The sequence below is a fragment of the Chloracidobacterium sp. genome (assembly GCA_025057975.1).
Taxonomy (GTDB): domain Bacteria; phylum Acidobacteriota; class Blastocatellia; order Chloracidobacteriales; family Chloracidobacteriaceae; genus Chloracidobacterium.
This window is the reverse complement of sequence record JANWUV010000018.1, coordinates 37,504-62,209: the sequence shown is the minus strand read 5'-3', so window position 1 is coordinate 62,209 and position 24,706 is coordinate 37,504. Positions and strand designations below refer to the sequence as shown.

Here is a 24,706-nt window from a genome sequence, read left to right as displayed (position 1 = left end):
GGTTGGGGGCGCTGGGGTGGTACGAGAAGAACAGCGGTGGGCGGACGAACCCTGTGAAGCGGCTGCGTGGGAACGGGTGGGGATTGTACGACATGCATGGGAACGTGTGGGAGTGGTGCGAGGATTGGTATGGGAGGGACTACTACCGGATCAGCCCTGTGGAAGATCCGCGAGGTCCGGGGAGCGGGTCGGTGCGGGTCCTGCGCGGCGGGGCGTGGAGCGACTACGCCAGCCTCTGCCGCGCCGCCTCCCGCTACTTCGGCGCGCCCTCGGACTGGTACAGCCCCCTCGGTTTGCGCGTGGCGGTCGGCGCGCCGTAAACCCCGTGTGATTACCCTTGAGCCTTTTCCCTTGAGCCGCGCGCTTCGCGCGCGGCGAAATTTTTGCCCATTTGAAGTCTTAGGGTTTTGCGTTGGGAGCAAGGAGGTTTGGATGAGAACGAAGGGACAACGTGGCGTGGTGGGTGCAGGGTCGGCAGCGGTGGGGCTGTCGGTGGTGGAGAAGGTGTATGCGTTGGTGAAGTGGTATGTGCCGGTGTTGAACCGGCTGCCGCGCGATCACAAGTACGGGCTGGGGGAACGGCTCATCAACGAGCTGTATGGGATGCTGGAGGACTTGGTGCGGGCGCAGTATCGGCGGTCGAAGGCGGAGGTGCTGGAGCAGGTCAACGCGCGATTGCAGGTGGCGCGCTACCAGACGCGGCTGCTGCTGGAGTTTGAGCTGATTGACTTGCGGCGGTATGCGTACGTGGCGCGGCTGATGGACGAGATTGGGGCGGAAGTGGGCGGTTGGCGGAAGCAGCAGGCGGCGCGCGCAGCGGCGGAAGCGACGGCGACGGAAGGGGGCGGCGAGGGGGATGAAACGGCGGGGCGGACTGTTTGAGCGGATAGTCGCGTTTGAGAATCTGTGGCTGGCGGCGCGGCGGGCGCAGCGGGGGAAGCGGTTTCGGTCGGAGACGGCGGCGTTCAACTTTGAGTTGGAAACGATGCTGTTGGGGTTGGAGCGGGCGTTGCGGGAGGAGACGTGGCGGCCGGGCGCGTATCGGTCGTTTTGGATTGATGAGCCGAAGGCGCGGCTGATTTCGGCGGCGCCGTACCGGGATCGAGTGGTTCACCATGCGGTGTGTCAGGTGATCGAGCCGATTTTTGAGCGAAGCTTTATTCGGGACAGCTACGCGAACCGGCTGGGGTATGGGACGCACCGGGCGCTGAAGCGGTTTACGCAGTTTGCGCGGCGGAGTCGGTACGTGTTGCAGTGCGACATTCGGCAGTATTTTCCGAGCATTGACCACGAGATTTTGAAGGAGCTGCTGCGACGGAAGCTGAAGTGCGCGCCGACGCTGCGCCTGCTGGAACGGATCATAGACGGGAGCAACGAGCAGGGCGGGGAGGCGGTGTATTTTCCGGGGGATGATTTGTTTACGCCGTGGGAGCGGCGGCGTGGGCTGCCGATTGGGAATCTGACAAGCCAGTTGTTCGCCAACGTGTACTTGAACGGGTTTGACCACTTCGTGAAGGAACGGTTGCGGTGGCGGCGGTATGTGCGGTACGTGGATGACTTTGCGCTGTTTGGGGACGACCGTGGGGCGTTGGCGGCGGCGCGGGAAGCGATTGAGGCGCACTTGGCGACGCTGCGGCTGCGGATTCATCCGGTGAAGAGTCAGTTGTTCGAGACGCGCTTGGGGGCGAGTTTTGTGGGGTTTCGGGTTTTGCCCGACCGGATTCGGGTGCGGTCAAGCGCGTTGGCGCGGATGCGGCGGCGGATGCGGCAGTGGCAGGCGTGGTATCGGCGCGGGTGGGTGACGTGGGAGCAGGCGGCGGCGGCGTTGCAGAGCTGGAACGCGCATCTTGGGCATGGGGACACGTGGCGGTTGCGGACGCGGATGTTTGAGCGGTTGGTGTTTCAGCGGGCGAGCGAGGCGTGAGGCGTGTTCCCAAGTGGGCCGCGCCGGCGGTTCGGTCGGGAGACGCTACTAGGTCGGCGCGGTCCGGTTGATTTTTGGATGCCCCGGATGAGGGGGCGTCGCGGGACGGCGCTCTGGACTGCTCTCGTGGGCGCGCGCCGCAATCCCTTGCGGCGCTTCCACCAAGGGGAGAGGCCTGAGGAAGGCGCGCCGACCGCCACGCGCAAACCGAGGTTGTTGTTCCGGTTCGTTGGCGTGTTGTCGTTGCGGTTGGCGGCGCGGCAGTTGTTGGCGTTGTTGTTCCACGCCCCGCCGCGCAGGAAGAGGCGAGCGCCGCCCGGAGGGGGTATAGCAAAGGCGCGCGCCGATGGGAATAGGTTCCGGGCGGACGGGATGGCGTTGGGCTGAAAAGCGCGGCGCTGCGTTGGGTACGATTCGGGTACAAATGAACGTCCTAAAAAGGTTGACACGGAGGAAACGCCATGCGTGTGTTCAGGATAGTTTGGTTGGCGGCGGCGTTGTTGTGGCTGGCGGCCGGTTCGGCGCGGGCCGACATCCGCCCTTTGGGGCCGAATCTGTTTGTGGCGGGCGTGCCGAGTGGGGCGTTTGAGTTTTACGCCGCGCCGGAACAAGACGGTCGCCAACGGCAGGCGAACTGGTGCTGGGCGGCCTGTATCCAGATGACGCTCAACTATCACGGCTTATATGTGACGCAAGAGCAGATTGTGGCGCGTGTCTTTGGCGGGTTGGTGGACGCGCCGGCCGGGCCGCACGAGATTCTGGCGGCGTTGTCGGGGTGGGCGCCGGATCGGCGCGGGTCATTTTCGGCGGTTTACGCCGATCCGTACGTGTGGCACGGGGCGCAAATCATTCAGGATTTGGCGTATCGGTGGCCGCTGATTGTGGGGTTGGCGCGGCCGGGGGCGATTGGACACGCCTATGTGCTGACGGCGGTAGTGTACTCGGTCGGGCCGTACGGCGAGCCGATACTGCACAGGGTGGTGTTGCGGGACCCGTGGCCGGGGAGTCCGAGTCGGGTGGAGATGTCGTGGCAGGAGTTTCAGGCGCGGGTGCAGTTTGCGGCGCGGGTGTACGTGCGGCGTTTGTGAGAGTTGGTATGAATGGATGTCGGCGCATCTGACACGCCGGCATAAGGAGGGACGAAGATGAAAGCGGCTGGTGGTGTTGTTTGCGCATCAGCGTTGTGCGCCGGATTTCTGGCGCTGATTGGTGGGGTGTCTTGTGGCGGTTCGCCGCCGAGGGCTGGGCAGGGCGGCGACGGCAAAGGCCCACGAGTCATGACGCCGCCACCGGTGGATGAAACGGCGGTGAGCGAACGGCGGGTGGCGCTCGTGGTGGGGAATGCAAACTACGTGGTAGGGCGCTTGAAAAATCCGATCAATGACGCGCGCGCGATGGCTGATGCGCTGCGGGCGTCGGGGTTTGAGGTGGAAATGACGACAGACGCTGATTTGTCGTCCATGCAAGCGGTGTTGCAGTCGTTTGGGAGGAGGTTGAGCGAGAGAAGAGGCAGCGTCGGACTGTTTTATTACTCGGGGCATGGGGGGCAGGTGGATGGGCGCAGTTACATGATCCCGATTGGGGCCGAGGGAAAGGTGCAGCGGCCGGCGGATATTGAGTTGTACTGTTTGGATGTGGACAAGGTGCTGAAGCAGATGGAGAGCGCGAGTGGGGGGGGTGAAAATCGTGATATTGGATGCGTGTCGGAACAGCCCCTTTCGTGGTTTCAGCCGAGACGCAGTTTCCGGGCTGGCGGAGATCAGAGCGCCGCACGGGACGCTGATTGCGTACGCGACGGCGCCCGGGCAAACGGCAAGCGATGGAGACGGAGAGAACTCGCCGTATGTAGAGGCATTGCTGAGAGCAATGCGGCAGCCCGGGTGGGATGTGGAGCGAGTATTCAAGGCGGTGCGGGCGGAGGTGAGGCGCAAGACGCAAGGGAAGCAAGTGCCGTGGGAGTCCACATCGTTGGAGGGGGAGTTTTATTTTTGCCGGACGAACAGCGCGCCCGTGCAAACGGAACCCGGCGGGGTTGGTGTAGAAGTGGGTGCGAGCGTGCCGGTGGGCGGGCGCGCGGGGGAGGTGTGGGCGAGTCCGGCAGGGATACGGTTGGTGTGGATACCACCGGGGGAGTTTGAGATGGGGGAGGATCCTGAAGAGGATCTTGAAGCGGACATTGACGAGGACATCCCTTACGAGGATGACGAGTGTGCAGAGAGCGGCGATGAATATTGTGAGGGTCCGGTGCATCGGGTGCGGATCACACGGGGCCTTTGGCTTGGGGAGACGGAAGTGACACAGGCGCAGTGGGCGGCGGTAATGGGGAATAATCCGAGTCATTTCGAGGGTTGTCCCGAGTGTCCAGTGGAGCAGGTGAGTTGGGAGGATTGTCGTGTGTTTGTGAGGAAGCTGAATGAGCGGTATCGGCTGGGCGGCGGGCTAGTGTGGCGGCTGCCGTATGAGGCGGAGTGGGAGTATGCGTGTCGAGCTGGGACGCAGGGCTATTATTACGGCGGGAACGGCGAGTCGCGGTTGGAAAGAGTTGGTTGGTATGACAAGAACAGCGGCGAGCAAACCAGACCGGTGAGGCGGCTGCGGGCGAACGGGTGGGGATTGTACGACATGCATGGGAACGTGTGGGAGTGGTGCGAGGATTGGTACAAGTGGGACTACTATCGGATCAGTCCTGTGGAGGATCCGCGCGGACCCGGAAGCGGGAAGTGTCGTGTCCTGCGCGGCGGGGCGTGGGACGACGACGCCAACAGCTGCCGCGCCGCCTCCCGCGCCGTCAGCACGCCCGCGTACCGGAACTACTCCCTCGGTTTGCGCGTGGCGGTCGGCGCGCCGTAAACCCCCGTGTGATTACCCTTGAGACTTTTCCCTTGAGCCGCGCGCTTTAGCGCACGGCGAAATTTTTGCTCATTGTTTGCTGTGGGTTTTCGGGGGCGTCGTGGAGGCTAGGCGATGAATGGCGAGGCTGTGTTCAGGCGGGGCGATGCGCCGCTGATGACGCGGCAAGGATGAAGCAGGAATCGGTTGGGGGCGGCGTCAAGCGTTTGGCGTGCGGCGGCTGGACGCCGCTTTGTGGCGTGGCGGCTCGACGCCACGCGCCACGCCGGAAGGGGTGGCGATGCCCTTTGTCAGTGGTCACTCAGGCTTCCAGCGCGCGACGCGGCGCGATGACGCTTTTTCAAACAAGTTCACGTGTTAGGGCGACTTTCTCTTGGCGCTCACTCATTGGCGGCGCGCGCCGCCGGCGTTACGCTTCCGGCGGCGACCCCAACTGCGCGCGCAGGCGGGTCAGCTCTTCCAGCAGGGCTTCTTTCGCTTGCCGCTCCGCTTCCCGCGCCGCGCGTTCCGCCTCGGCGCGGGCTTCGGCTTCGAGCTTGGCTCGCCGCTCGGCTTCCGCCCGCGCCTCCGCTTCCTTCAACTGCGCCTCCGCCGCCTCCCTCGCCGCCCGCTCCGCCAACAGCCGCTCGATGTCTTCCTGCAACAAATCCTCCCCAAACGCCCCGCCCAACACCTCACTCACCGCCAACACGCACCCGTCCAACTCACCCAACACCACCGCCTCTCCCTCCCGATACGTCACCTCCTGCTGATACCGCCCCGTCGCCTCCTCCGGCTCCCGGCACACCACCAGACACCGCCGCCGCCAATCCACCACCACATACACCGGTACTCCGCGCCGCGCATACTCCGCCCGCTTCTTCCCGTAGTCGTCCTGCCAGTTCTCGCTCGCCACCTCCACCACCAACACCACCGGCACGCCCAGCCGCACCACCCCGGCTTCTTCCTCACCCTCCTTCACCACCGCGTCCTCCCGCCGACACACCACCAAGTCGGGAATCCGCGCCAGGTACTCGTCAATCTGCAACCCCAGCTGCGTCACCGCGTACGGCAGTCGCCGCTCGCTGATCCAGCGCATCAGGCGCACGGCCAGACTCAAAACAATCCACTGGTGGCGTTTGTTCGGTTGGGGCATCTCGACGGGGACACCATCCACGAGTTCATAGCGTACGCCGGGTTCGCCGTAGTCTAAGAACTCTTCGAAGGTCATCAAGCGGGGCGGCGTGGCGGTCAACGGTGTGGACATCGCTTGTGTACCTCCAAGGTCGGTGTTGGGTCTGCGCCACGGGCGGCGGCGCGCGCCTGCGGGACAAGAACATATCACAGGTAGGAGTACAGGCAGGTTGTGACGGGCGCTATGTGTCGTTCCGCTCCCGTGAGCGGTTTCCGCGCCATAGAGTGATGACACGGTTCAGCCGGGGGACGCTCCGCCGACGCAGCGACCGCTCTACTCGGCGCGATTCAGATCACGGAGTCTGGCTTTGAGGCGTTCGAGTTCCTGCAAGGCGGCTTCTTTGGCTCGCCGCTCGGCTTCCCGTACGGCGCGCTCAGATTCCACGCGCGCCTCCGCTTCCTTCAACCGTGCCTCCAACGCCAACTTCGCCGCCTGCTCCGCCAACAACCGCTCCAGCTCCTCACGCCGCAAATCCTCCGCAAACACCCCAGCCAACACCTCCCGCACCGGCAACCAACACCCGCCCAGCGCCTCCAACTCTACCACCTCGCCCTCTGGATAGGTTTTCTCCTTCACGTACCGCCCCGTCGCCGCCGGATTGCCGGCCCGCGCTGTGCGTTGACACAGTCAACAAGAAAACACCGACTAGAAAGCATTAAGAGAAACAAACCCTGTTGATGACAGACATAAGAAAGCAGGACGCGGATTCTGGCGGGTGTGGCCGGCAGTCTGATGTGTGTTGTCGTGTGTACGCTGCCTCTGTTGGCGAGCAGCAAAGACGTCCGGTGACGCCACGGCCGGGTAGTGAACGAGCGAAACCAGCGCCGCCCAAAGCACCCGCGCCAGGGACGGTGCGGAAGGTCGCCTACGGCATCGAGGTGGTCTATATCCCCGCCAGCGCGTTTTGCATGGGGGCGTCGGTGGAGGAGGTCGGTTGAGGTAATGACGTTTTGGCTGGAGAAGTACGAAGTGACACAGGCGCAGTGGGAGACGGTGATGAGGAACAATCCGAGCGTCGAAAGGATTGCCCAGCATGCCCTGTGGATTTAAGTTGAGAGGATTGTTAGGCTTTCTGACGCAGCTGAATGTGCAGGGCGGGCAGAGGAAGGCTTGGTGTGTCGGCTGCCGACGGAGGCGGAGTAGGAAGAGGTTGGGGGTTGGCGTGTGAGTCCACGCTATGAATAGCGTGGGTTCAGGCGGTGAATTGCGCCGCTGATGATGCAGCGCGTCAACAAGCAAGTCTTTTACGCGGCAGCGAGTGCGGCAAGCGACAGCCTGTAAGCCAGTAAAGCTGGTGCTATGGCGCTGCACTTCCTCGAAATCTCGAAAATTTTAGTTACTGCCCGGAAAAATCCGGTACGCTTTTCTCTTTTTACAGTAATGTAACATCACCGTGTCATACCCTCTCAGAAAAACAGCCTAACTGAAAAGTAAGCTAAAGCCGCATTTTCGTCGCGGTGTGTAACCGAAACTGGTGGTAAAGATGAGCATTATGAGGTTTTGGGGAAGCCTTGTGCGCCGTCGCTTGGCTTGGGTGGTGGTTTGTTTGGGTCTTCTGTCGCTGGCAGCGCTGGCCGTTCCTCGCCCGCCGCAGGACCGCATCATGACCGACAGCGAGATCGTCGCCGCGTTACGCGCCCTGCGCAGCGAGATGCTCGATTTGTTGTCTCAGGTCGCCGGCAAGGGGGCAGCGATGACTCGCCCCAGTCGGCGGACTATGGATTTTGAGCTGTACCGAAGCACGTATGAGTCTTACAGCGCCAAGATTGAGGACTGTTACCGGCGTCTGGCTGGTTGCTACGAGCAGATCAACCGCATCTACCGCACCAATCCAAACACGCCGCTCTACAAACAGATGGTGCAGACTTACCTTGACACTAAGGGCGTGTTTGACAATCTCAAATCCACCTTTAGCACGCTAGAGCCGCCGGAGCAGACCATCACCGAAGCTGTGGTCTCAAACGATCACCGGCTCAACGAGCGCGTTTCCACATCTGTCCGTACGGCGGCTATTCCGCCGGCGCCTGCTCAGGCGGCTAAGGAAATCATTGAGTCCGATGACTCGCGCTTTATCGGCACGTTTGACGCCGTTGAAATGTTTTTGCTCGTGCGCGGCGACAGCGCCTGTTATGTGCTGTTTGGTTGGAAGGAAGTAGTGGATGACGAAAACGGCAGATCAACTGAGGAGTACCACTTGTCCGTCGTGCGTTCCGAAATGTTTCCCTTCACCCCGACGGTGCGTGCCATGACGCCGGAGCAACACCTAGAAAACGCTCTCAAGCTCAAAATCGCCATGGTTGAGGCTCAAGGTGACACCCTGACCGACCTCAAGCAGTTCTTTGCCCGCGCCAAATCCTACTCACGAACAAACTAGGGTGTTTCTACATCAGTATGAGGTTGTGCTGTTTGCGCCAGCGCCCCGATGAAGCGTCCTTAGAGAGCGGCGTCAGGCGTTTTTGATATGCGGCGGAACGCCGCCGCAATGCCAAACAGTACACCACGCTGCTTACTTGGAAAGGCGCTTGCCATTCCTGGTGGGGCTTGCGCGCTCCCACCCGTGACGTTCGCTGAGCGTGCAGCGGCTCGGTATGGCTTTCCCAACCGGAAAAGATGACCGCCACCGCCAGTTTCGTACGTTGGAAAACATGCCTATCCAGCTTAATCCTGCTTAGCTGCCAAAAGATAAAGTGATGACTACGTAAACATCTAGGGTGTTGACGGGTTTTTACGGTTTTGTTTGACTGGGGCCAAACCTGCTGCAGTTGAGGGGCGGTTACCGGTTGCACGCAAGAACCCTCATGAAAGGAGCGAGACAATGCGTAACCAGTCGTTGGGGCGTTGGTTGACTAGGTGGGGGATAGCCTCCATGATGGTCATTGGGTGGGTGTCCGTTGTCGTTGGCCCAGTCTGGAGCGCCCCTGCCATGCAGGGACAGGTGATGAGCGACACTGAAATTGTCGCCGGCCTGAAATCGCTGCGCAGCGAGATGTTTGATTTGCTAGCCCAAGTCGCCGGCAAGGGGGCGGCGACGGGACGCCCCAACCGCCGGACAATGGACTACGAAAGCTATCGGCGGACGTTTGAGGCCTACAGTAGCAAAATTGAGGACTGCTATCGGCGACTGTCAGCGTACTACGCGCAGATTGACCGCGTCTATCGGACGAATCCAAACTCGCCGCTGTACAAAGCAATGACGCAGGCGTATCTTGACGCCAAGGTTGTCTTTGACAACCTCAAGTCCACCTTCAACACAATTGAAGCGCCCGATACGCTGCGTACGGAAGCCGTTGCTATCGCCGACCGGCGTCTCAACGAGCGGATTGCGACCTCAGCCCGTACGGCGACGCTCCCACCGGCCCCGGCGGAAGCCGCCAAAGACATTATCGAGTCCGACGACTCCCGGTTTATCGGCAACTTTGACTCAGTGGAGATGTTCCTACTCGTCAAGGGTGACATGGCGTGCTATGTGATGTTTGGTTGGAAGGAGGTCGTCACAGATGACAGCGGCAAGGCCAGTGAGCAGTTCCACCTGTCCGTTGTACGCTCGGAGCTGTTTCCCTACACGCCAGCGGTGCGCGCCCTGACGCCAAATGAGCATTTGGAAAACGCTCTCAAGCTCAAGATTGCGGCCGTTGAGGCCGAGGGGGAAATGCTCAGCAACCTCAGCGAGTTCTTTGCACGGGCGAAATCCTACAGCCGCGTGAATTGACGCACCGCGTTACAGGCGGGCGTCAACGTAGCACGGGGAAGCTTCCGAGTTGGAGGCTTCCCCGTCTCGTTTTTTGACGCGCTTCGCATGGTGCGTTAGTTTCTAGCGAAAAGCTATTTACAAAACGTTGCTTTCGTGTTTCACTGTCAGCCCGCGCTGAGATTACAGCTAGCGTAGCTGTTTTTCCAAGCTTCAGGGGTATGTTTTTCCAGCCCGTACGCCCTTGTGGCGCGTTATCGCTTGAGGTTGCCATCATGACGCACGACATCAAGCCCTTCGACGCCCAGCAACGGCTTAGTTTTGCGAGGCTCAGCTGGTGGTGGAAAGTAAGACCGTTTCTTGTCCTGTTGGTCGCGGTGGCGTGTGCTGGCTTCCCACCGGCCGTACAGGCGCAAGCCCCGGTCGTCATGGCGGAGGCAGACCTGTTGGCGGCTCTGCGCAGCTTTAGGGCGGAAGCTGAAGACCTACAAAAGCAGCTTGCCGCCTCGCCACTAGGCCAGCAGGTGAGTCGGCGAGTGGTGCGCTATGAAGAGTATAGTGCGCTGCACACAAGTTGGAGCAACCGCCTGCAAGAACGGTATGGCGTTCTCAACGGGTATTACGAACAGGTCAACCGCATTTACCGGGCGAACCCGAACTCCAAGCTATACCTCGACATACGGAAGGCGTACGTGGACGCCAAGGCCGCTTTTGACGCGCTTAGCGCCGCTTTCGCCCAGTGCGCTAAACCGGAAGACACCCGTACGCCGACCGTTGTCGTGTCTGACGGGCGGCTCAGTACGCATCTGACGAAAGCCATCACGACCGTCAAGACGGAGACAACCCCAACGGTGGATATTGGTCGGGCGGATGAACTGCGCTACATCGGTAAGTTCGACGCCGTTGAGCTGTACCTGTTGGTGCACGCGACGACCGCCTGCTATGTGATGTACGGCTTGCACGAGCGCAAAACCGATGACGCCGGGCAAGTCGTGGATGAAATTGACTCGCGGGTGATTTTCTCCCGTCCCTTCCACGTCAGCGTAGTGCAAAACTTCACACCGCAGGATCACCTCGATCACGTGCTCAAGCTTGACCTGACGCCGGTGCAGGCGCAGGTGGACACGTGGCGCTTTATCACCGAATCGCTGGCACGAGCGAAGAGTTACGCACGCGGCGATTGAGAGCGCCGGACACAAACAGCGACAGCCGCCGCACCGTCGCCTTCCGGCTCTTGTGAGGCTTTGTCCAGTCAAGTAGGCTTTTCGGCTTCCAGCCTAGGTTGAGCGGCTGCTGAGTCTATTCGTCCTCGGCGTTTGTTTCGTTGACAACCTCTCGTCCAAGTTTCATCGCCACAATCGGCGCATCTCCGATTGTGGAACGCCTCGCGTCGGCTCTGCGCGACGCTGGTTTCCAAGTAGAAGCCCTGACATTGACCCGGCCGGTTGACTGGTCGGCAGTGGATGCCGTGCTTGTAGATAGCCACACAGCGGCCGGCGACCCGTCCGCTGCTTGGTGGCGCATGGCATGCGAGCGTCGGATTCCGGTCATCGTTTGCGCGGAGCAGCTCTCAGAAACGCATGTGGCGGTTTGGCTGAGAGCCGGCGCGTGGGATTGTCTGGATGTCCGGACGCCCCCGACGCTGGTCGTTCGGCGGCTGCAACAGGCGATGTCGCTGAAGCGTCAGGCGTTTGAACAGGCTGTTCAGGCGGCGTTCGTTCGTGGGCTGGCTGTATCGTCGCCGGCGCGGCTGGCGGTGATGGAAAGCGTCGGTGAGCGCTTTGTCTTTCGAATGATCAACCAAACCTTTGCCGCCGATTTTGGGCGGCCGCCGGAGCAACTCGTCGGCGTCCCGCTGGATGCGTTGGGCTTGACGGAAGCGCAGGCGGCCGATTTATCGGTTTGGCAGCGCTGGTGCCGCGAGACGCTCCGCCTTGGGCGCGGAGTGTCGTTCGTCCACCAGTCGTTGCAGTCGTCCCGATGGTTTGCGGCGGCGTTTGAGCCGCTGCGTCGGCATGGCCTCGCGGCGGATGCCGTCTCGATGTACATCGAGGACATTAGCGATCAACAGACGGCAAAACTGCGTTCGGTGGAAAGCGAGGAGCGCTTCTACCGTGTTTTTCAGGTGATTCCCATCGCCACTTCGATTCAGAGGATACCGGATGGACGCTGTCTCGATGTCAATGCGGCGTTTACCAAAATGTTCGGCTATACGCGCGCGGAGGCCATCGGGCGTACGACGTTGGAACTGGGTTTATGGGCAAAACCAGAACAGTATGAGCAGTATTACCACGAACTGGAAGCGCAGGGGCAGGTGACTGACTTTCAAGCCAGCTACCGCACGCGCGATGGTCGCGTGGGTGAGGCGCTGCTGTCGGCTGTGACGCTGGTCATTGGCGATACGCCGTGTCAGTTGGCGCTGATTCAGGATGTTACTGAAGCGCGCCAACTAACGGAGCGCCTGCGTCAGCGTGAAGAGTGGTTTCACGCCATCCTCAATGCCGCCCTCGATGGGATTATTGTTGAGGACGACCAGCGGATTGTTTACGCCAACCAAGCTGTGGCGCGACTGTATGGTGTTGAAGCGCCGGAGTCGCTCATTGGGCGGGAATTCTACATTATGTGCGCGCCGCATGAAGAGGGGCGGTTGCGCGAGTACACACAACGCCGGATGCGCGGTGAGCCAGCTCCACCAACGTATGAGTTCACGGCGCGGCGTGCGGACGGGACCACGGTAGAGATTGAAAACGCGGTGTCGGAGTTTGTTTCTGGCGGCAAGAAGTACTTGATCGCCGTCATGCGGGATGTAGGCGAACGAAAGCGCCTCCAGGCAACGCTCCAACTGGCGCAAAAGATGGAAGCCGTTGGACGGCTTGCAGGCGGCGTCGCGCACGACTTCAACAACCTGCTCAACAGTATTCTGGGCTTTTCACGCCTGGTGCGGCGGAAAGTCGCGCCAAGCGGTGACAAGGCCTTGGAGGAGTACCTCAACGCCATCGAGTCGTCGGCCGAGCGCGCTGCGCAACTGGTGTCAAAGTTGCTCGCCTTTGGGCGGCGGAAGGAAGCCTCGCGGCAGATGATTGATTTGACGGCCGTGGTGGAAGAGAGCCTGGTTCTCGTGCGCGGGTTATTACCCCCAACCATTGAGCTCGCGACTGACTTGGCGTCCAACTTGCCGCCTTTTGAGGGTGACCGCGATCAAGTTCAGCAGATTATTGTCAACCTGTGCCTGAATGCGCGCGACGCAATGCCGCAAGGGGGGACAATCACGCTCGGCACACGCATGGAGGTGTTTCCTATTTGGCGCGACGGACGAACGCTGAGTGGGCAACTCGGTGGTCGCTGCGTCTGCCTGACGGTGGCTGACACTGGCGTCGGCATGGATGAAGAAACCCGCCGGCATGTGTTCGACCCATTTTTTACAACCAAGACCATGGGGGACGGCGCAGGTTTGGGCCTGTCGGTCGTGCACGGCATCGTGACGGCGCATGGCGGCACGATTAGCGTCGAAAGCGCGCCGGGCAAGGGAACGCGCTTTGAAGTGCGCTTCCCAGCCCTGCGCGCTGGAGCGACCGGTGAAGCGCCAGTCTCCGAGCCACGGCGCATGACGCCGGAAAGTGGGTTGCCTTTCATCAGTTCGGCGTCGGCAGGGCTGATCTTGGTGGTCGAAGACAATGAGATGATCGCCCAGCTTTTTGCGGAAATCTTACAGGAAGCTGGCTACGACATTGTAACGGCCACCGACGGCCAGCAGGGCGTGGCGCGCTTCGCCGAGCAGTCGGACGCCTTTAGCTTGGTGATTTTGGACGCCACGATCCCCAAGCTGAACGGCTTGGCGTGCTTGAAAGCCATGCGTGAACACCGTTCCGACATACCGATTATTGTCGCCAGCGGCTATGGTGAAGAGGTCATAACCGATGAGCTTTCGACGCGGGCGGTGATGTTTCTCCAAAAGCCTTTTACACCGGAAGTGTTGTTGGCGGCGGTTGCACGGGCGCTCGGTCGGGAAGCGCCAGCGGCGTGACCTGTTGACAGCGTCCAACCTTGTGCTAATCCATACAGCCTGATTAACGCTATACCGCTAACGTGGGCAGCCGCCGGAGAGAACGCCGGCGCGAACCACAAAGTGACGACCTGCGAGGTCCTATGCCCATCAACGACGATGTTCCCTGCCGCCTTTCTCCGTACCGGAGCTCATCGGATATTCCAGAGGGAAGAAAACTGTCACGGAACTTTTACGCTGGGCGGGTGACTTCGCCGCCGGTGATGAACACGACGCCGCCCGCTCCGGCCGGTGGTTTTGGACGTGAGATTCCGCGCGGCCGCAAGCTTCCGGCGGGCTTTTACGCAGCCCGCCGCACATCCGCCTTCCAGCCGGAACAGTACACCAAGCCGATTCCGCGCAAGACGCCCCGCCTTACAGGGCGTCCAACGACTGACTGGTACGATCCGCGCTAGTTTCCCTTAGTCTTCCCCAAGGCTTTCCAACCGCTGGCGGACGCGCTCGGCGTCCGCCGGTGTATCCACGCCAATAGAAGAATAGGCAGTTTCCACGACGCGAATGCGTACGCCGTGCGTGAGCGCCCGGAGTTGTTCAAGTCCTTCAGCCAACTCAAGCGGCGCCGGGGGAAGCCTGGTCAGCCACAGCAACGTCTCACGGCGATACACGTACAGCCCGGTATGCTTCCGCCAGAGCGTCTGCGCCTGCGCCGGCTGACGCGGGTAGGGAATCAGCGCGCGCGAGAAATACAGCGCATGGTGTTGAGCGTCGCACACGACTTTGACGACGTTGGGGTTGGCGGCGTCGGCGGGATTGAGTCGCTCGCAGGTGGTCGCCATCAGAAGCGCCGTGTCCGCCTGTAACGGCGCGACAGCGGCGGTGATGGTTTCCGGCGCGATGAGCGGCTCATCGCCTTGCACATTGATGATGATGTCGGCGTCAATCGCTGCGGCGACCTCGGCTACTCGATCCGTCCCGCTGGCGTGGTCGGCGCGCGTCATCCACGCTTCTCCGCCAAACCCCTCGACAACGGTGGCGATTTGCCGGTCGTCCGTAGCGACAATCACCCGCGCAATGCCCGGTGTTTGCCGAACGCGCGCGTAAACACGCTGAATCATCGGTTTTCCGCACAGGTCAATCAGCGGCTTACCCGGCAGGCGGACGGCGTTATAGCGGGCTGGAATGACGGCGACGACGGATGATGCAGCCGCGTTCAACGATGCTTTCTCCGTGACGTGAGGGAGAGACTCCCACGGTCTTTTTCGGGTCGGCGCAACGGCCTCCCCTACGCTGTTGCACGCGCCAAGCGTACCGAATTTTCCGGTCTCCGGCGTGGGACGCCGCCAGACAATGAACGGCGGCGGTCCCGACACCACGGCGATTCGGGCTATGGCGATTGGGGATGCGCCGGGTCGGCGACGCTGACGCACCAGCTTTCGGCCGCACGCGCGACGCGACCGCCCAACGCCTCGGCGTCAGCGACAGGGACATTACGGATGACAACCGGCGTCGGCCCCGCCGTATCCAGTATCAGCGTCGCCAGTCCCAACCGCCGATCAAACGGCGTTTGCGTGACGACCACCGTCTGAATGTTCCGTACCGGTACGGCGTAGATGACGCGATTAGCCCAGCCGCGACGGACAAACCAGTAGTCCGGCGCGGCAAGATACCCCCACGCGCGATAGTCCAGCCAACTGACAAGGACAAGCGCCGGAAAGGAGAGCAGCGGCAGCCAGCCGTATGACCACGACCACCACCAAAACGCTGCGGCGGTTGCCAAAAGCAGCCAGATTGAGCGCCGGACGACGCCCCGCCGAAAAGCCAGCGGCGACACCGACCGCCACGCGGAGGCGTCCAGTGCGCAGCCTTCCAGAAAACACGGCAGCAGGTTTTCTACAGCGTCGCGGCGAACCAGCGGCGCCAGCAGCCCCCGGCCTTGCCATTCTTCATCTCGTTCATAAGCGACGCCGGCCACATCCACCCGTAGCGCCGCCCAGCCGAACAGTCGCTGCAACAGCGTTTGCTCAACGGTGATGACCTGAATACGCGCCGGCGAGAGGTTGCTGACGTGGCGTGTGAACAACCCGTATGTGCGCCGGAGCGATGTTCCATGCCGCGTCAGTCGAAAGTCATAGAGCCGCGCCAAGCTGAGCAGGGCGGAAAGGGCTGCGCTGGACAGAAGTAAAACGCCAATCCAAAACGTCAGCGTCAGTGTCGTTGCCAATACGCTCCGTCCGCCAAGCGCCTGCGTCACCTCGATGACCGCCCGCCAGACCGCCCGACGACCCGCTTCCGGCAACCATTCCTCGGCAAAGCGAAACAGCGCTCCCAGTGCGACAAACAGCGTAAAAACACTGTTTGAAGTCAGTCCAGCGATGAGTAACTCGCGCGGACGCAGCGCAAGCAGGGGCGTTTCCGTAGCGGCATGGGGGGTGGCAGTTGGCGCGACGGAAGCCCGCGTTCCAAACACGCTCTGACGCAGTCGCGCAATATCGGCGGTCGCAAGCACGGCGAGCGAGGCTTCCACTCCGCCCCCGGTTGACGTTTCCACGTCAGCCCGCGCCACACCCAGCCAACGCTGAACAAGGTTCTGTTCGAGACGGATTTCCTGAATGTTGGCCAGCGGAATATGCCGTTCTCGGCGGCGCACGATACCCTGTTCGATGACCAGTTCATCAGCTTCCACGCGATAGCGAAAGCTCCAGTACCGAGCGATGACCAGCAGTAGGTTCGGCACACCAAAAACCAGCACCAGCAGCGCGCCGAATGACCCAAAGCCGGAAAACACCCAGTAGAGCAGCGGGATCAGCATTTGCCGCGCAACAGCGAACAATCCGAACGCTAATGTCCAAGGATGAAGTCTCCCGGACAGGCGCAGCGGCGCAGCGAGGTCGGCCTCGGCGTTCATACGGTCATCGCTCCGGTCGCCGCCGGTCGTTCGTGGAGTTGCGCCATGAGTTGGTCGCGCAGCGCCGCCGCCGTCCCCGCCGAAAGACCCGGTAAAACGGTACTCGACTCGTGCATCCCGGCGGTATGAAAGACCAGCGTCGCCAAGCCATACGACCGCTCAAACAGTCCCTGCCGCAAATCCACGTGCTGAATGCGCGACAGCGGAACGAGTCGGCTTTCCCGAAACCAGACGCCGCGCCGCACCTCGATGACGCGGTCGGCTACGCGGTAGGCAAAGTGCCGGTACGCCAACGGCGGATACCAAATCGTTTGAACAACCGCCAGCATCGCCACGAGCGCCCACGCCGCCAGCAACACCCAGAACCATACCCCCAATGCGAAAACGATGCCGCCGACGGTGATGGCGACGAAGGCCAGCGACAGCAAAATCGCCCACTCGATACCGCTGTTCAGTCGCCACAGGGAAACCACATCAGGTTCGAGCGCGCGGAAGTTTTCCACCGGCGGCGTCGCAGAGGCAGTCGCCGGTCCGGCCGGCGACTCAGCAGGGAGCGACGGCGTCGCCGTGGGCGGCGGCAAAGTTACGGCGTCCGGCGTGGCGTCAGAAGACACAGGCGTTTTCCTCACTTTGTTACTGGAGTCTTTCCGAGACGCTGAGGGTGATGTCTGTGGAGGAAACAGCGTTTCATTGCCTATTTTGGCATCAATTGCCGCCGCCGAGAACGACGGCCTTCTCCGGGAAGTTGCTGCGGGGGCTCAACTGGGTACGACGGAAGCCAGCGGATTGTACCGACGCCAAAAAGCGTGTGCACTCCGTAACGTTTGAAACCGGAATCGAGAGCGTCGGCGCACGACGGGAACCTTTTGCCGGGTGATACGTCCACGGTCGTGAACATCCAGACAGCCCATCCCGGAGGTTGGCTTTTTATGACGCGCCGTTTATCACTATGCATGGCCGGGTTGGTGCTCAGCACCGCCACCGTCGCCGGTTTCATCCGGCACACCACTTCCCCTTCCCCCATCGCCCCGCCTACGACAACCGATCCCCCGCCAAACGTGCCACCGCCGCCGGCGTCGCCGCCGCCGGCCGACTCCGGACGCAAACTATCACCCAAGGAAGCCGCCGAATACCAGCGCGCCATCGCCGAAACCGCCGCGATGGTGAGCAATCCAACGGCAAGGTCGCTGGCGGCGAAGTACGGCCTCGACATCCTCAACATCACGTGGGAAGACACCGGGCGTTACAAAGGCTCGGCCGTCGGCCCCAACATCAGCGATATGACGATTCAGGTCGGCTTCCGTGACCCGGCGACAAATCAGTTTCGCGTCACCTGTATGCCGGTCATTCGCTATCCCAACTTCAGCGACCTCACCTGCGACCTTGATCCGCGCGACTTCACGCTGTTGGTCGGGAATCAACACGGCCAACCGCTGCGGCGGGTTTCACTCTACGACTTCTTGGCGCATCCGCGCTCATACCTGACCAATCCGGCGTCTTGGCGCGGTGAGAAGCACAGTTTGCTTGCGCCGCGCGACACGAAGGTGCTGGTCAGCGCGCAGGCTTGTTTCCTGCCGATTCCAAAGAGCGGCAAGGCGACCTTCAACCCTGTTGTCTTCAACTACCAGTCCATCAAGGGTGACCCGGCGGTCTTAACCATCCTTGCGACGCGCGAAGGTACAAGCGTGACCGTGATTGACAATGCGCGCGACGCTTTTGAGACAGGCGCGGTTTGGGGACAGCGATTGTTCTTCAACGCCAACGGTCAACGCGCCAGCCTGACAGGTGAACGGGAAAGCGACTTTGTCGCTAAAGGCGGCGACAAGACCTCTCCGTCGCCGGGCGCGCCGGGTCAAGCACGGGATGAATCAGGCCTCAACATGGTGCTGCTCATTCAAGTGCCGCTCAAGCAAAAACCTCGTCCGCGCTCGCCAATGCCAATGTGCGCCGCCGAGTTCTACAAGAGCGACGCCCCTGTTGTGGCGCGCTCCCAGAGCGACATCGAGAACGCCGTCATTGGCCACGGCGATTTAGAAGGGCCGTTTACGGAGATTGACAATCTCGCCATCGAGCGGGATGAACGTTTCCCGGTGCGCGTCACCGTACAGTTTTACAAAGCCACCTCAAACGGCGTCGCCACCGAGGCCGACATTGCCGCCATCAAGGAGCAGATTGAGCGCGTTTACAAACAGAGTGAGTATGTCGGCAGTCTCGTAACAGGCGGCGAAACTGGGCGCGTCACTGAGTATGAGGGCGTCAAGGTGCAGCCGCCCGACTGGTGGGAAGACTTCTGGCGGCGGTATGAGGCCAACATGGGCATTTCGCGTTATGAAGCCATCCGTAGGCTGCGCGAATTGCTTGGAGCCGACTTCCAACGGCAGCCGGTCTGTGAACTCTACCTGCGTGACGTGTTGCGCCGAGGCGTGGCGCGACGCAAGTAGCAAGCGTCATCCAACGTCATGGCGCAACCCGCATAGAAAACGCCCCGACGTGGCGTATTCTCGCCAGCGTCGGGGTTTTAGTCATTGCACCAGCGCGAGCTACGACTCAATCAGGCCGAAGTTGCCGTCCGGCCGGCGGTACAACACGCCAACGCGGTCTGTTTCCACGTTACGAAACACAACGAACTGATCCTTAGGTGAGAGGCAGGCGACGGCGTCGTCGGGCGTCATCGGTTTGACAGTGTAGCGGCGCGTCGGAATGATACGCGGCTTCTTCGGAACATCCACTTCGCCTTCTGCTTCAGCGCGCGCCGCCTCAGCCGCCGCCGTGACGGTTTTGACGCTGGCGCGCGTTTTCCGTTTCGTTTCTGTCTTTTCCTTGAGCTTGCCGACCTGGCGGGCTAGCTTTTCCGTCGCCTGCGCAATGGACTGATACATGTCGTCCGTCGTCGCCTTGCCCGTCAGCACTTGTTCGCCGATTGTCAGCACCAGCTCCGCCAGATTACGGTGCTTCTCGATGGCCATCGTCAGGTGCAGGCGAATGTGGTCGCGGTCATCGAGGAGTTTGGCGACCTTCCTGGTTTGCTCGCGCGCAAACTTCTTGATGGCGGGCGTAAGGGTGAAGTTCCGTACAGTAAAGTCAAGATTCATCGTTGGTGAAGAAACTCCTACAACTCAGTGATGTGTCGTTCGGCGACGCTACCGCCGTGCCATGGGACGCGGCGGCGTCGCCAGTCCGTCCAAGAGAATGTCCACAATGTCGGCGATGAGCAGATGGCCTTCGGCCTCACTACAGTAATCCACCACTGGAATGTCTTCGATGGTAATCGCCATCGCCACGCGGCCGTGCTTCGTATAGACGATGCCGATGTCGCTGCGCAAATGGTCGAGCGCGCCGGGTTTGTTGGCGATCTCAACGCCGCGCAGCCGGCGCCCGATGCCGTCCCGAAACTGCTGCCGTTTCATCACCGCCAGCATTTCCCGCGAAGCTTCCGGGCTGACCACTAGGCCGCGTTCAAGGGCTTCCAGCAATCTGACCATCTCACGCGAAGTGGCAACGCCGATGCCGTACTTTTTGTTTTCTTCAGGGTTGCTTTCGCGAAAAGCGCTTTCGCCGCCGCCGCCAATCTTGCGGAGAGAACGGATGTGGGTAAAACCCATCTTTTCCAGCCGCGCGTTAACCGCATCCGTCGTGATGCGGTCCAGCAGGATGTTCGTGGCGATGTTGTCGCTGACGACAATCATTAGCCGCATGGCGTCGCGGACGGTGATTTGCGTTCCCGGCGTCAGCTCAAACAGAACACCGCCGTCCTCGTATTCATGCCGACGGACGACGGTAAGTTTCTCATCCCAACTCAGCTTGCCTTCGGCGACTTGCGCAAAGATTTCGACCATGATCGGAACCTTGATGGTGCTGGCCGTCCGCACCTTCGCGTCAGGAGCAAGACCGAAGGTTTCACCCGTATCGAGGTTTTTCGCAAAACAGAACACCTTGCCCTTGAAAGACGCCAACCGCCGTTGGATGCGCCGGTTCATCTCAGCCGTCCGTCGCGCCGGGCGCTCCTTCGCTGCTGCAACTGGTTCAGCGGACTGGGCGGCGACGCTTGGCTGGGCGTCGCCGCCAATGAACCACAGGCAGCAGAAAAGGACGCCGAGGCCAACCCGCCCAGAGTGACGGGAAAACAAACATCGCACCATCGTTGACCGTCTACGCCGATAGGTTGAAGCGAAACGGCGCGCATCGGATCGTCCGACGCGCGCCGTCAGGCCGCAGCCGCATCCGCTGCATCAAGGTAAAGGTACTTCCGCCACTCAGGCCGCGACGCGGCGGCATGATGCAACGCCGTCAGGTCAAGGTCGTGCCACAGAGCTGCCGGATTGGACAGCAACGGCATCCGGGCCTCGTCCGGCGTCCGGTCGCCTTTGCGTTGGTTGCACTCATGGCAGCAGGCGCAGAGGTTTTCGGGAACCGACTGCCCGCCGCGTGAGCGAGGTACAATGTGATCGAGCGTCAGGTCGGCTGCCGTCCCACGCTTGTTGCAGTATTGGCAGCGATACCGGTCGCGGATCAGAATCTTCGTTCGCAGACCGCCGGATGAGCGCCGCCGTTTACGGACGTTGATGTACTCGTGCAACCGCACTACTGAGGGACAGGCGAACGTGAAGCGTACGGTTCGCAACACCCGGTCGCCGTCTTTTTCGAGGACTTCGGCCGTTCGCTGCCAGACCATCCGCAAAGCGCGCGGCAACGAGACCAAGCCCAGCGGTTCATATGAGGCGTTGAGCAGGAGGACCTTCCGTTGCGCAATGATCAAGCTCGCACTCTCCTTCTTTCCAGCCCGTCGTGCATTACCTTTGGCGCGACCTCTAGCCGGAGATAAACACACGTGGGCGTAGGGGTTGCTCAATGATGCGCGAAACACCCGCACACTGACAACCCCCATTCGGGGAGCCGTCCCCTTGGTTGTGAGGCATTCCCCTGCCTTAGCGCTTGTCGGGCAGGCGGCGGCTAGGTCTAGCAGACAGGCGACGCGACTTCGCTAAGGAGCGTTCACAGTGCCAAAGCAGAAGCTCACCGGCTGGGCAACCGGCCGTACAGCCAGGCTAGTTCGCGCAGGCGCGTTGCGGCGGCGGTCGTGAAAGCTTCCGCTGGACAGCGCCACGACCAGTTGCCGCGCTCGCTGGCGGGCAGGTTCATGCGACCCTCGCTCCCCAAGCCCAGCACGTCCTGCATTGGGACAATCGCTGTGTGCGCTACGCTCGCGTAAGCCGCCCGAATGAAGGCCCAGTGGATTTCCGTACCGTCGCTGTTGAGGTATGCCTGGCAGAAAGCGCGTTCACGCTCAATGGTTTCCGCTTCGCGAGTCGAGCCGATGCCGGGACGACTGGCGTACCAGCCAACAGTCGTATCGTTGTCGTGCGTGCCAGTATAAACCACGGCGTTCGTAACATAGTTGTGCGGCAGATCGCGGTTGTGGGGGTCGCCGCCGAAGGCGAACTGCAGAACGCGCATGCCGGGAAAGCCGAAGTCGTCGCGCAGCGCCGTCACATCGGGCGTAATCACGCCCAAATCCTCAGCGATGATCGGCAATGCACCGAAGGTTTTTTTCATCGCTGCGAACAGTTTGCGGCCCGGCGTTTTGACCCACCGGCCGACGGCGGCGGTTGGCGCTGTAGCTGGAATTTCCCAACAGGCCGCGAAGCCGCGAAAGTGGTCGAGGCGGACGACATCCACCAGCCGGAACAGGTGACGCATGCGAGCCAGCCACCAAGTAAAGCCGTCCGCCGCCATTCGCCGCCAGTTGTAGAGCGGATTGCCCCAGCGTTGTCCGGTGGCGCTGAAGTAGTCCGGCGGGACGCCGGCGACGTGCGTCGGACGGCCTTCGGCGTCGAGTTTGAACAGTTTCCGATTGGCCCAGACATCCGCCGAGTCGTAGGCGACAAAGATCGGGGCGTCGCCGATGATGCGGACGCCGCGCTTCCGGCAAGCTGCGCGGACTCGCTCCCACTGTCTAAAAAAAAGCCACTGCTGAAACTGGTGGGCGGCGGCGGCTCTGCCGAGGTCACGCATGGCGACAGCGAGGGCAGTGGGGTCACGGTCGCGCAGTGCGGCAGGCCACTCATTCCAAGGACGACCGCCGTGGGCGTCTTTGAGGGCGCGAAACTGAGCGTAGTCGTTCAGCCAAGCGGCTTCAGCCCGACAGAAGCTCTCGAAATCCGTCCGCCAAACGGTCGGAGCGCCGGTAGTGAACCGTTCAAACGCTTCGGCAAGCAGCGCCTGCTTCCACGGGATGACCGCGCCATAGTCCACTCGGTCGGTAGGAAACGCAGAACGGGTGCGCAGCCGCTCGTGGGGGATGAGTCCCATCTCGACCAGTGTTTCGGCGGAAATCAGCAGTGGATTGCCGGCGAAGGCCGACAGCCCGGCGTACGGCGAGTCGCCGTAGCCGGTTGGAACCAACGGAAGAATCTGCCAGTAGGTTTGCCCTGCCGCTGTGAGGAAATCGAGGAAGCGTTCAACAGAGCCGTCAAGGACGCCCACGCCGTCGGGGCCGGGCAGGGAAGTCGGGTGAAGCAACAGGCCGCAAGCGCGCGGCCACACATAGGTCGTCACGAAAGCGTTGTTTTGGGGAGCAAAATGCTGCCGGAGTCGGAAAGCTCTTCGCGGAGGCGAATGGGTTCAGGGGTATCGGCCGCCAAGCGAATGATTGTTTGCTCAATGGCGGTTCGCAGCTTACCGAAGAGCAAGTTGACATCAAAGAGCAAAGGCTGGTCGAGGGCGCGGTAAAGTTCAAGGCGACCGCTGCGACCGTCTTCAAACTTGAGCGGCACGGTGAGTTGTCCAAGGGCGTCGCCGTCGGACGGATGCTTTACCGACCATGTGGCGATCATCAGGTTGCCGCGCCGGGCGAAACGGAACTTATCATGCTCTTGGACATGCCAGACGTATTCGAGCGGCAGATGAAGGTCTACGCGCGCAAAGTCCGTGGCGTCAAAGCAGTCGGCAAGGTGCGTGTAGAACGCTTCAAAGCTTTCCGAGCGCATTAGCGACTCGGCGAGGTCGTGGAGCCGGATGTTGTGGGCGATGATGCTGCGTTGGTTGAGTGACCGCTGAATGACGCGCCCAATTTCTCCAAACTCGTGATAGCCCAGATGTTGGACGGCGATCCAGACGACAATCCCCAGCGTCAGCAAGATCAACCCCAGTAGGCGATTTGGGGAGTTGTAGGCTAGGAGACTAACAAGCGCGAAAAAAGCGCACAGGCCATAAAGCAGAATGGTCGTCGTGCGATGGGAGTAGCCGCGCGCCAAGAGTTGGTGATGCATGTGCCGGCGGTCGGCTTCAAAGATCGGCTTGCCAGCAAGGAAGCGCCGTCCGATGGAGAGAGCGGTTTCCATGATTGGCAGCCCAAAGGCCAATAGGGGGATGGCGACGGTGACAATCGTCGCCGACTTTTGGGCGTGCAGGAGCGCCAGTCCGGCAAGCGTGAAGCCGATGAAGAGGCTGCCGCAGTCACCCATAAAAACCGTCGCCGGGTTGAAGTTGTATTTGAGAAAGCCGGCCGTCCCGCCGGCCAGCGCGCAGAGAAAGATAGCAAGCGGGATGTTGTCGTTGGCGGCGGCGACATAAGCGAGCGTCAGCGTCGAGAAGAGCGCCGCGCCGGCCGACAGCCCATCCACGCCGTCAATGAGGTTGAAGGCGTTGCTGATGCCGACCAACCAGAGGACAGTGATGGGTAGGCCCCACATCCCCAACTCGATAACGCCGCCTGTCAGAGGATTCGGCAGCGTCGTAATGCCTTGGACGGAGAAATGAAACCAGACGGCGACGGCAACTTCGACGACGAACTTCACCCCGGCTCGCAGCCGACGAATGTCGTCCACGAGACCGAGGGTGAACATGGCGACACAGGGCAGGAGAAACCTGAAGGAGAGTGAGGCAGCTTCTTCCAGTTGTTTTCCGCGCTCAAGGAAAAATGCGGACGCAACGCCAAGCAAGAAGGCGACGAAGATAGCGACGCCCCCAACACGCGGGATGGGGACGGTATGGATGTGCCGGGCGGCGGACGGGGTATCAATGAGTGGTTCCCAGCGCCGCGCTGCGTTCCGAATGAGCGGCGTCAGGATGAACGCCGCCGCCAGAGCCGTCAGAAACACTGCGGCGTAGGTTAGCATGCGCGCAAGCTCCTTCTTAGGACAACGAGCCCGTGCGGGAAACTC

General features: G+C 61.5%; 22 protein-coding genes. 12 read left to right on the top strand and 10 right to left on the bottom strand.

What is annotated here, in order from left to right; translation table 11 throughout:
- The 5 genes from NZ585_13965 to NZ585_13945 all read left to right on the top strand — a co-directional run.
- Positions 1-320 (top strand): formylglycine-generating enzyme family protein (locus tag NZ585_13965; protein ID MCS7081140.1); only part of this gene is annotated, 320 nt, incomplete at its 5' end.
- A 112-nt stretch (positions 321-432) separates the two neighbouring features.
- Positions 433-882, top strand: a complete 450-nt coding sequence (avd, locus tag NZ585_13960) for a diversity-generating retroelement protein Avd (protein ID MCS7081139.1) — start codon at positions 433-435, stop codon at positions 880-882.
- Positions 857-1,924, top strand: a complete 1,068-nt coding sequence (locus NZ585_13955; protein ID MCS7081138.1) for an RNA-directed DNA polymerase — start codon at positions 857-859, stop codon at positions 1,922-1,924. The genes avd and NZ585_13955 overlap by 26 nt, the downstream gene beginning before the upstream one ends.
- Positions 1,925-2,385: 461 nt before the next feature.
- Entirely contained in the window at positions 2,386-3,012 is a 627-nt protein-coding gene (locus NZ585_13950; GenBank protein ID MCS7081137.1) for a hypothetical protein, read from the top strand.
- A gap of 598 nt (positions 3,013-3,610) precedes the next feature.
- Positions 3,611-4,774 carry an SUMF1/EgtB/PvdO family nonheme iron enzyme gene (locus NZ585_13945; GenBank protein ID MCS7081136.1) on the top strand — a complete coding sequence of 388 codons (1,164 nt, stop codon included), beginning with the start codon at positions 3,611-3,613 and terminating at the stop codon, positions 4,772-4,774.
- A 409-nt stretch (positions 4,775-5,183) separates the two neighbouring features.
- Here NZ585_13945 and NZ585_13940 read toward each other — a convergent pair whose 3' ends face one another.
- Both NZ585_13940 and NZ585_13935 read right to left on the bottom strand, forming a co-directional pair.
- Positions 5,184-6,020 carry a Uma2 family endonuclease gene (locus tag NZ585_13940; protein ID MCS7081135.1) on the bottom strand — a complete coding sequence of 279 codons (837 nt, stop codon included), beginning with the start codon at positions 6,018-6,020 and terminating at the stop codon, positions 5,184-5,186.
- A 201-nt stretch (positions 6,021-6,221) separates the two neighbouring features.
- A complete protein-coding gene (locus NZ585_13935) occupies positions 6,222-6,524 on the bottom strand; it encodes a hypothetical protein (GenBank protein ID MCS7081134.1) in 303 nt (100 codons plus the stop codon).
- A 209-nt stretch (positions 6,525-6,733) separates the two neighbouring features.
- Here NZ585_13935 and NZ585_13930 point away from each other — a divergent pair, with 209 nt between their 5' ends.
- The 6 genes from NZ585_13930 to NZ585_13905 all read left to right on the top strand — a co-directional run bounded on the left by NZ585_13930 (position 6,734) and on the right by NZ585_13905 (position 14,094).
- On the top strand, positions 6,734-6,886 hold the full coding sequence (locus NZ585_13930; protein ID MCS7081133.1) for a hypothetical protein: 153 nt from the start codon (positions 6,734-6,736) through the stop codon (positions 6,884-6,886).
- Positions 6,887-7,440: 554 nt separating this feature from the next.
- A complete protein-coding gene (locus NZ585_13925) occupies positions 7,441-8,322 on the top strand; it encodes a hypothetical protein (GenBank protein MCS7081132.1) in 882 nt (293 codons plus the stop codon).
- Positions 8,323-8,763: 441 nt separating this feature from the next.
- Complete coding sequence (locus NZ585_13920) at positions 8,764-9,657, top strand: hypothetical protein (protein ID MCS7081131.1); 894 nt, start codon at positions 8,764-8,766, stop codon at positions 9,655-9,657.
- A gap of 254 nt (positions 9,658-9,911) precedes the next feature.
- Positions 9,912-10,820, top strand: coding sequence for a hypothetical protein (locus tag NZ585_13915; protein ID MCS7081130.1), 909 nt, complete (start codon positions 9,912-9,914; stop codon positions 10,818-10,820).
- 140 nt (positions 10,821-10,960) lie between these two features.
- Positions 10,961-13,660, top strand: coding sequence for a PAS domain S-box protein (locus NZ585_13910; protein MCS7081129.1), 2,700 nt, complete (start codon positions 10,961-10,963; stop codon positions 13,658-13,660).
- Positions 13,661-13,782: 122 nt separating this feature from the next.
- On the top strand, positions 13,783-14,094 hold the full coding sequence (locus NZ585_13905) for a hypothetical protein (protein MCS7081128.1): 312 nt from the start codon (positions 13,783-13,785) through the stop codon (positions 14,092-14,094).
- Between the two features lie 6 nt (positions 14,095-14,100).
- Here the strand turns inward: NZ585_13905 and kdsB are convergent, their stop codons facing one another.
- The 3 genes from kdsB to NZ585_13890 all read right to left on the bottom strand — a co-directional run bounded on the left by kdsB (position 14,101) and on the right by NZ585_13890 (position 17,158).
- The gene (kdsB, locus tag NZ585_13900; GenBank protein MCS7081127.1) at positions 14,101-14,853 is read right to left on the bottom strand and encodes a 3-deoxy-manno-octulosonate cytidylyltransferase; all 753 of its coding nucleotides are present in this window, start codon (positions 14,851-14,853) and stop codon (positions 14,101-14,103) included.
- 170 nt (positions 14,854-15,023) lie between these two features.
- Positions 15,024-16,544 carry a PH domain-containing protein gene (locus NZ585_13895; protein ID MCS7081126.1) on the bottom strand — a complete coding sequence of 507 codons (1,521 nt, stop codon included), beginning with the start codon at positions 16,542-16,544 and terminating at the stop codon, positions 15,024-15,026.
- Entirely contained in the window at positions 16,541-17,158 is a 618-nt protein-coding gene (locus NZ585_13890) for a PH domain-containing protein (GenBank protein MCS7081125.1), read from the bottom strand. The genes NZ585_13895 and NZ585_13890 overlap by 4 nt, the downstream gene beginning before the upstream one ends.
- A gap of 315 nt (positions 17,159-17,473) precedes the next feature.
- Between NZ585_13890 and NZ585_13885 the strand changes: the two genes are divergently transcribed.
- Positions 17,474-18,985: a hypothetical protein gene (locus NZ585_13885; protein MCS7081124.1), complete on the top strand. Its 1,512-nt coding sequence runs from the start codon at positions 17,474-17,476 to the stop codon at positions 18,983-18,985.
- Between the two features lie 99 nt (positions 18,986-19,084).
- Here NZ585_13885 and raiA read toward each other — a convergent pair whose 3' ends face one another.
- The 5 genes from raiA to NZ585_13860 form a co-directional block, all read right to left on the bottom strand.
- On the bottom strand, positions 19,085-19,636 hold the full coding sequence (raiA, locus tag NZ585_13880) for a ribosome-associated translation inhibitor RaiA (protein MCS7081123.1): 552 nt from the start codon (positions 19,634-19,636) through the stop codon (positions 19,085-19,087).
- A gap of 48 nt (positions 19,637-19,684) precedes the next feature.
- Complete coding sequence (locus NZ585_13875) at positions 19,685-20,683, bottom strand: class A beta-lactamase-related serine hydrolase (GenBank protein MCS7081122.1); 999 nt, start codon at positions 20,681-20,683, stop codon at positions 19,685-19,687.
- A 65-nt stretch (positions 20,684-20,748) separates the two neighbouring features.
- Entirely contained in the window at positions 20,749-21,429 is a 681-nt protein-coding gene (locus NZ585_13870; GenBank protein ID MCS7081121.1) for an HNH endonuclease, read from the bottom strand.
- A gap of 128 nt (positions 21,430-21,557) precedes the next feature.
- Positions 21,558-23,099 (bottom strand): 4-alpha-glucanotransferase, encoded by a 1,542-nt coding sequence (malQ, locus tag NZ585_13865; GenBank protein ID MCS7081120.1) that lies wholly within the window; start codon positions 23,097-23,099, stop codon positions 21,558-21,560.
- A complete protein-coding gene (locus tag NZ585_13860; GenBank protein ID MCS7081119.1) occupies positions 23,096-24,661 on the bottom strand; it encodes an undecaprenyl/decaprenyl-phosphate alpha-N-acetylglucosaminyl 1-phosphate transferase in 1,566 nt (521 codons plus the stop codon). Before NZ585_13860 ends, malQ begins: the two co-directional genes overlap by 4 nt.
- Between the last annotated feature and the right edge of the window lie 45 nt (positions 24,662-24,706).

Bases quoted from the DNA above. Each gene is read 5' to 3' on its own strand.
- NZ585_13870 (MCS7081121.1), bottom strand. From the start codon at position 21,429: ATGGGGGTTGTCAGTGTGCGGGTGTTTCGCGCATCATTGAGCAACCCC.
- NZ585_13950 (MCS7081137.1), top strand. From the start codon at position 2,386: ATGCGTGTGTTCAGGATAGTTTGGTTGGCGGCGGCGTTGTTGTGGCTG.
- NZ585_13860 (MCS7081119.1), bottom strand. From the start codon at position 24,661: ATGCTAACCTACGCCGCAGTGTTTCTGACGGCTCTGGCGGCGGCGTTC.
- NZ585_13885 (MCS7081124.1), top strand. From the start codon at position 17,474: ATGACGCGCCGTTTATCACTATGCATGGCCGGGTTGGTGCTCAGCACC.
- NZ585_13905 (MCS7081128.1), top strand. From the start codon at position 13,783: ATGCCCATCAACGACGATGTTCCCTGCCGCCTTTCTCCGTACCGGAGC.
- avd (MCS7081139.1), top strand. From the start codon at position 433: ATGAGAACGAAGGGACAACGTGGCGTGGTGGGTGCAGGGTCGGCAGCG.
- NZ585_13875 (MCS7081122.1), bottom strand. From the start codon at position 20,683: ATGGTGCGATGTTTGTTTTCCCGTCACTCTGGGCGGGTTGGCCTCGGC.
- raiA (MCS7081123.1), bottom strand. From the start codon at position 19,636: ATGAATCTTGACTTTACTGTACGGAACTTCACCCTTACGCCCGCCATC.
- NZ585_13940 (MCS7081135.1), bottom strand. From the start codon at position 6,020: ATGTCCACACCGTTGACCGCCACGCCGCCCCGCTTGATGACCTTCGAA.
- NZ585_13955 (MCS7081138.1), top strand. From the start codon at position 857: ATGAAACGGCGGGGCGGACTGTTTGAGCGGATAGTCGCGTTTGAGAAT.
- NZ585_13895 (MCS7081126.1), bottom strand. From the start codon at position 16,544: ATGAACGCCGAGGCCGACCTCGCTGCGCCGCTGCGCCTGTCCGGGAGA.
- NZ585_13915 (MCS7081130.1), top strand. From the start codon at position 9,912: ATGACGCACGACATCAAGCCCTTCGACGCCCAGCAACGGCTTAGTTTT.
- NZ585_13920 (MCS7081131.1), top strand. From the start codon at position 8,764: ATGCGTAACCAGTCGTTGGGGCGTTGGTTGACTAGGTGGGGGATAGCC.
- NZ585_13925 (MCS7081132.1), top strand. From the start codon at position 7,441: ATGAGGTTTTGGGGAAGCCTTGTGCGCCGTCGCTTGGCTTGGGTGGTG.